Source organism: Cellulomonas hominis (assembly GCF_005239125.1).
In the GTDB taxonomy this organism is placed as follows: domain Bacteria; phylum Actinomycetota; class Actinomycetes; order Actinomycetales; family Cellulomonadaceae; genus Cellulomonas; species Cellulomonas hominis_A.
In genome coordinates, this window is the sequence record NZ_SZYE01000232.1 from 1 (window position 1) to 4,942 (window position 4,942).

Genomic DNA, 4,942 nt, shown 5'->3' on the forward strand with positions numbered 1-4,942 from the left:
CGGGGTTCCCGCACGCCGCGGGTGCGGGGCAGGTCGAGCCGGCGGCCGGCGCGGCGGCCCCGGCGGAGGTCGTCCCGGAGCCGCACCACGCGGGGGACACCGCGACGCCGATCACGGCGCACGTGGTCGTCCGCAACCCGATGGGCCTGCACGCCCGGCCCGCGGCGGTGCTCGCGCGCATGATGGCCGGCTTCGACGCCGCGGTGCAGGTGGACGGGGTGAACGGCGCGAGCGTGCTGGAGCTCATGCAGCTCGGCGCGACCCAGGGCCGCACGCTCGAGGTGTCGGCGACCGGCCCGCAGGCCCGGGTGGCGGTGGACGCGTTCGTCGGCGCCGTCGAGGAGGGCTTCGGCGAGGTGTGACCGTCCTCGCACCACCGTTGCCCTGGACAACTCTTCACGTTCTGCAATAATGCAGGACGTGCAAGAAGTCGTGGAGGCGGAGGGGCTGCGGGCGCGCAAGAAGCGCGCCCGCCTGGAGGCGTTCGTCGACGCCACCCACCGGCTCGCCGCGGAGCAGGGGCTCGACCGGGTGACGGTCGAGGCCATCTGCGCCGAGGTCGGCGTCAGCGTGCGCACGTTCTTCAACTACTTCGAGTCGAAGGACGACGCCGTGCTCGGCATGGAGCACTGGCACCTCGCGCCGGCCGCCGCGGAGGCGTTCGCCACCGGCGGCCCCACGGGCGACCTGCTCGCGGACATGCAGGCGCTCACGGCGAGCGCCCTCGACCACCCGCCGCTCGGCAAGGAGCGGATGGAGCGGGCGTTCGAGCTCGCCAAGGGCCACCCCGAGCTCATGCTCCGGGCCTACACCCACGTCCAGGGCCTGCACGACGAGATCGCCGGCCTGGTCCGGCGCCGGCTCGGCGACGCGGCCGACGAGTCGACCGTCGCCCTGGTGGGCGCCCTGCTGCTCGGCCTCGCCCACGCGACGTTCGTGCGGTGGGACTCGGCCGGCGCCGCGGGCGACGTCCAGGACCACCTGCCGTCGGTCGTCGCGGACCTCACCGCGATCTTCTCCCGCACCACCTGACCCGCGGCGCGCCCCCGCGCACCGCACCGCACCCGCACCCCACCCCCGCCGAGGACGGCGTCGCCCGCCGCCACCCGCCGGGCGGCCCGCGGCGGTCCCCCGCACGAGAACGGACGAGGAACCATGGCCACCGCCGCCCCCGCCCCCGACAAGCCCCTGGTGGAGCTGAACCAGCGCACCGTGTGGCTGATCTTCGGGGCCCTGCTCGCCAGCATGCTGCTGTCCTCGCTCGACCAGTCGATCGTCGGCACCGCGATGCCCACCATCGTCGGCGAGCTCAACGGCGTCGAGCACCAGGGCTGGGTCGTCACGATCTACATCCTGGCGATCGCGATCGTCATGCCGCTGTACGGCAAGTTCGGCGACCTGTGGGGGCGGCGCTGGCCGTTCCTGGTCGCGATCAGCCTGTTCACGCTCGCGTCCGCCGGCGCCGGCTTCGCCCAGAGCTTCCTCGAGCTGGTGATCTGGCGCGGCGTCCAGGGCCTCGGCGGCGGCGGCCTGATCATCCTGTCGCAGGCGATCATCGCCGACATCGTGCCCGCCAAGGAGCGCGGCAAGTACATGGGCCCGATGGGCGCGCTGTTCGGCGTCTCCGCCGTCGCCGGCCCGCTGCTCGGCGGCCTGTTCACCGACCACGCCGACTGGCGCTGGTGCTTCTGGATCAACATCCCCATCGGCATCGCGGCGCTGATCACCGCCTGGTTCACGCTCAAGCTGCCCAGCCACCGGTCGAACCGCCCGCTCGACGTCGCCGGCATCGTGCTGCTCACCCTCGCCACCTCGGGCCTGGTCCTGGTGACCTCGTGGACCTCGCTGTCCGGCGAGGGCGGCTACGACTGGTCCGACGCGCGCCTGGTCGGCCTGCTGGTCGGCACGCTGGTCGCCGCCGTCGCGTTCGTGCTCGTCGAGCTGCGCGCCGTCGAGCCGATCCTGCCGCTCCGCCTGTTCCGGAACCCGACGTTCACGCTCGCCACCGGCATCGGCCTGGTCATCGGCATGGGCATGTTCGCCTCGCTGGCGTTCCTGCCGACCTTCCTGCAGATGTCGACCGGCTCCGGCGTCACCGAGTCCGGCCTGCTCATGCTGCCCATGACCGTCGGCGTCATGCTCACCTCGATCGCCTCGGGCCTCGCGATCACGAGGACCGGCCGGTACAAGGCGTTCCCGATCACCGGCATGGCGATCACGACGCTCGGCCTGGCCTGGCTCACCACCATCACCGGCGACATGTCGATGGTGCTGTTCGGCGCGATGATCTTCGCGCTCGGCGCGGGCCTCGGCCTGGTCATGCAGACGATCGTGCTGGCCGTGCAGAACTCGGTCGACCCGCACGAGCTCGGCACCGCCACGTCGGCGAACAACTTCTTCCGCGAGATCGGCGCGGCCGTCGGCACGGCGCTGTTCTCCACGATCTTCACCACCCGGCTGTCCGAGCGGCTGGAGTCCGTGTTCGCGGGCGCCGGCGCCGCGGGGGTCGACGCCGGCGGCTCCGCCGAGTCGCTGACCCCGGCCGTGGTGTCCCAGCTGCCCGCGCCGCTGCACGACGGCGTCGTGACCGCCTACACCGAGGCGCTGGCTCCGGCGTTCTGGTACCTGGTGCCGCTGCTCGCGGTCGGCTTCGTGCTCACGCTGTTCCTGCGCGAGGTGAAGCTCTCCGACGTCGCCGGCATGGTGGCGCGCGGCGAGGCGACCGCGGGTGCACCGGCTGCGCCGGCGACCGTCTCGGCCGGCGTCGGCGCCACGGGGGCGACCCCGAGCGCGACCGCGTCCGCCCCGGGCGCGAGCGCGGGCCCGGACCACAGCTCCGCCGACGACCGCGGGTAGCCTGCGCGGGTGAGCATGCACTCCTCCCGGCCCGTGCGCCAGAAGCGCCCCGCCAAGCCCCAGTTCACCTCGATGATCCTGGTCCTCGAGGGCGTGCTGGTGCTGTTCGCGGCGCTGACGGCGTACGGGCTGGCGCAGGCCGGCGTCGTCGCGGCGTCGCCGGCGGCGCTCTGGACGGTGGCGGGCGCGGTGTTCGTCGTGCTGGTGGTGCTGTCCCGGCTGGTCACGGCCCCCGGCGGGTACGTGGCGGGTTCGGTGGCGCAGGTCCTGGTCATCGCGTGCGGGTTCGTGATCCCGCTGATGTTCGCGCTCGGTCTGCTGTTCGCGGTGCTCTGGTTCGTGTCCCTGCGCCTGGGCGCCCGCATCGACCGGGAGCGCGCGGCGTTCGACGCGGAGTACCCGGACCAGACCCCGCAGGGCGGCCTCCCGCCCCGCGCCGCCCAGGACCCGCCCGCCGCGCCCCCGCGGCCCTGACGGGTTCGTTAGGGTTCGGGGCATGAGCGACATCCAGCGCACCCTCGTCCTGGTCAAGCCCGACGGCGTGAGCCGCGGACTCTCCGGCGAGGTCCTCCGCCGCATCGAGGCCAAGGGCTACACCCTCGTGGCCGTCGAGCTCCGCACCGCCGACGACGCCCTCCTCGAGCAGCACTACGCCGAGCACCAGGGCAAGCCGTTCTTCCAGCCCCTCGTGGACTTCATGAAGTCCGGCCCGGTCCTGGCCGTCGTCGCCGAGGGCCACCGCGTCATCGAGGGCTTCCGGTCCCTGGCCGGCGCCACCGAGCCCACCACCGCCGCCCCCGGCACCATCCGCGGCGACCTCGGCCGCGACTGGGGCCTGAAGGTCACCCAGAACCTCGTGCACGGCTCGGACTCCGAGGAGTCGGCCGCCCGCGAGATCGCCCTGTGGTTCCCGGCCCTGGCGGCCTGACCCACCACCTCCCGGGGCACGGGCCGCGGCCGCACTAGGCTGCGGCCCGTGCACCTGAAGACGCTCACCCTGCGCGGGTTCAAGTCGTTCGCCTCGGCGACGACGCTGAACCTCGAGCCCGGGGTGACCTGCGTCGTCGGGCCGAACGGCTCCGGCAAGTCGAACGTCGTCGACGCCCTCGCCTGGGTCATGGGCGAGCAGGGCGCGAAGTCGCTGCGCGGCGGCAAGATGGAGGACGTCATCTTCGCCGGCACCTCCGGCCGCCCGCCGCTCGGCCGGGCCGAGGTGGCGCTGACCATCGACAACACCGACGGCGCCCTGCCGATCGAGTACACCGAGGTCACGATCTCGCGGACGCTGTTCCGCAACGGCGGCTCCGAGTACGCGATCAACGGCCGCGCGTGCCGGCTGCTCGACATCCAGGACCTGCTGTCCGACTCCGGCCTCGGGCGGGAGATGCACGTCATCGTCGGGCAGGGGCAGCTCGACGCCGTGCTGCGCGCGACCCCCGAGGAGCGGCGCGGGTTCATCGAGGAGGCCGCGGGCGTCCTCAAGCACCGCAAGCGCAAGGAGAAGGCGCTCCGCAAGCTCGACGCCATGCAGGGGAACCTGACCCGGCTCACCGACCTGACGGCGGAGCTGCGCCGCCAGCTCGGCCCGCTCGGCCGCCAGGCCGAGGTCGCGCGTCGCGCGCAGACGGTGCAGGCCGACCTGCGCGACGCCCGCGCCCGGCTGCTCGCCGACGACCTGGCACAGCTCACCGCGCAGCTCGAGCAGGAGACCGCCGACGACACCGCGCTGCGCGCCCGCCGGGCCGAGGCGGAGGCCGCCCTGGACGCGGCGCGGGTCCGGCTCGCGGCGCTGGAGCGGGAGGCGGCCGAGGCGGCGCCCGCGCTCGGCGAGGCGTCCGACGTCTGGTACCGGCTGTCCTCGCTGCGGGAGCGCCTGCGCGGCACGGCCTCGCTCGCCGCCGACCGCGCCCGGCTGCTCGGCAGCGCGGGTCCGGAGCCGACCCGCGGCCAGGACCCCGACGACCTGGAGCGGCAGGCCGAGCGGGTGCGGGCCGCCGAGGCGGAGCTGACGGCCGAGGTGGACGCCGCCCGCGCCGCGCTGGAGGACGCGCAGGCCGCTCGCCAGGAGGCCGAGGGCGCCGCCGCG

The 4,942-nt window shown here is 74.3% G+C and carries 6 protein-coding genes; all 6 read left to right on the plus strand.

The window, feature by feature from the left end:
* Positions 1-362 (plus strand): HPr family phosphocarrier protein (locus tag FA014_RS20825; protein WP_154730956.1); only part of this gene is annotated, 362 nt, incomplete at its 5' end.
* Positions 363-420: 58 nt separating this feature from the next.
* The gene (locus tag FA014_RS17755) at positions 421-1,032 is read left to right on the plus strand and encodes a TetR/AcrR family transcriptional regulator (RefSeq protein WP_195969353.1); all 612 of its coding nucleotides are present in this window, start codon (positions 421-423) and stop codon (positions 1,030-1,032) included.
* A 123-nt stretch (positions 1,033-1,155) separates the two neighbouring features.
* A complete protein-coding gene (locus FA014_RS17760; protein ID WP_154730958.1) occupies positions 1,156-2,856 on the plus strand; it encodes an MDR family MFS transporter in 1,701 nt (566 codons plus the stop codon).
* 15 nt (positions 2,857-2,871) lie between these two features.
* Positions 2,872-3,330 carry a DUF4233 domain-containing protein gene (locus FA014_RS17765; protein WP_154730961.1) on the plus strand — a complete coding sequence of 153 codons (459 nt, stop codon included), beginning with the start codon at positions 2,872-2,874 and terminating at the stop codon, positions 3,328-3,330.
* Positions 3,331-3,352: 22 nt separating this feature from the next.
* Entirely contained in the window at positions 3,353-3,784 is a 432-nt protein-coding gene (ndk, locus tag FA014_RS17770; protein WP_154730959.1) for a nucleoside-diphosphate kinase, read from the plus strand.
* 48 nt (positions 3,785-3,832) lie between these two features.
* Positions 3,833-4,942: chromosome segregation SMC family protein (locus FA014_RS17775; protein ID WP_154730960.1), on the plus strand; the 1,110-nt coding region annotated here is incomplete at its 3' end.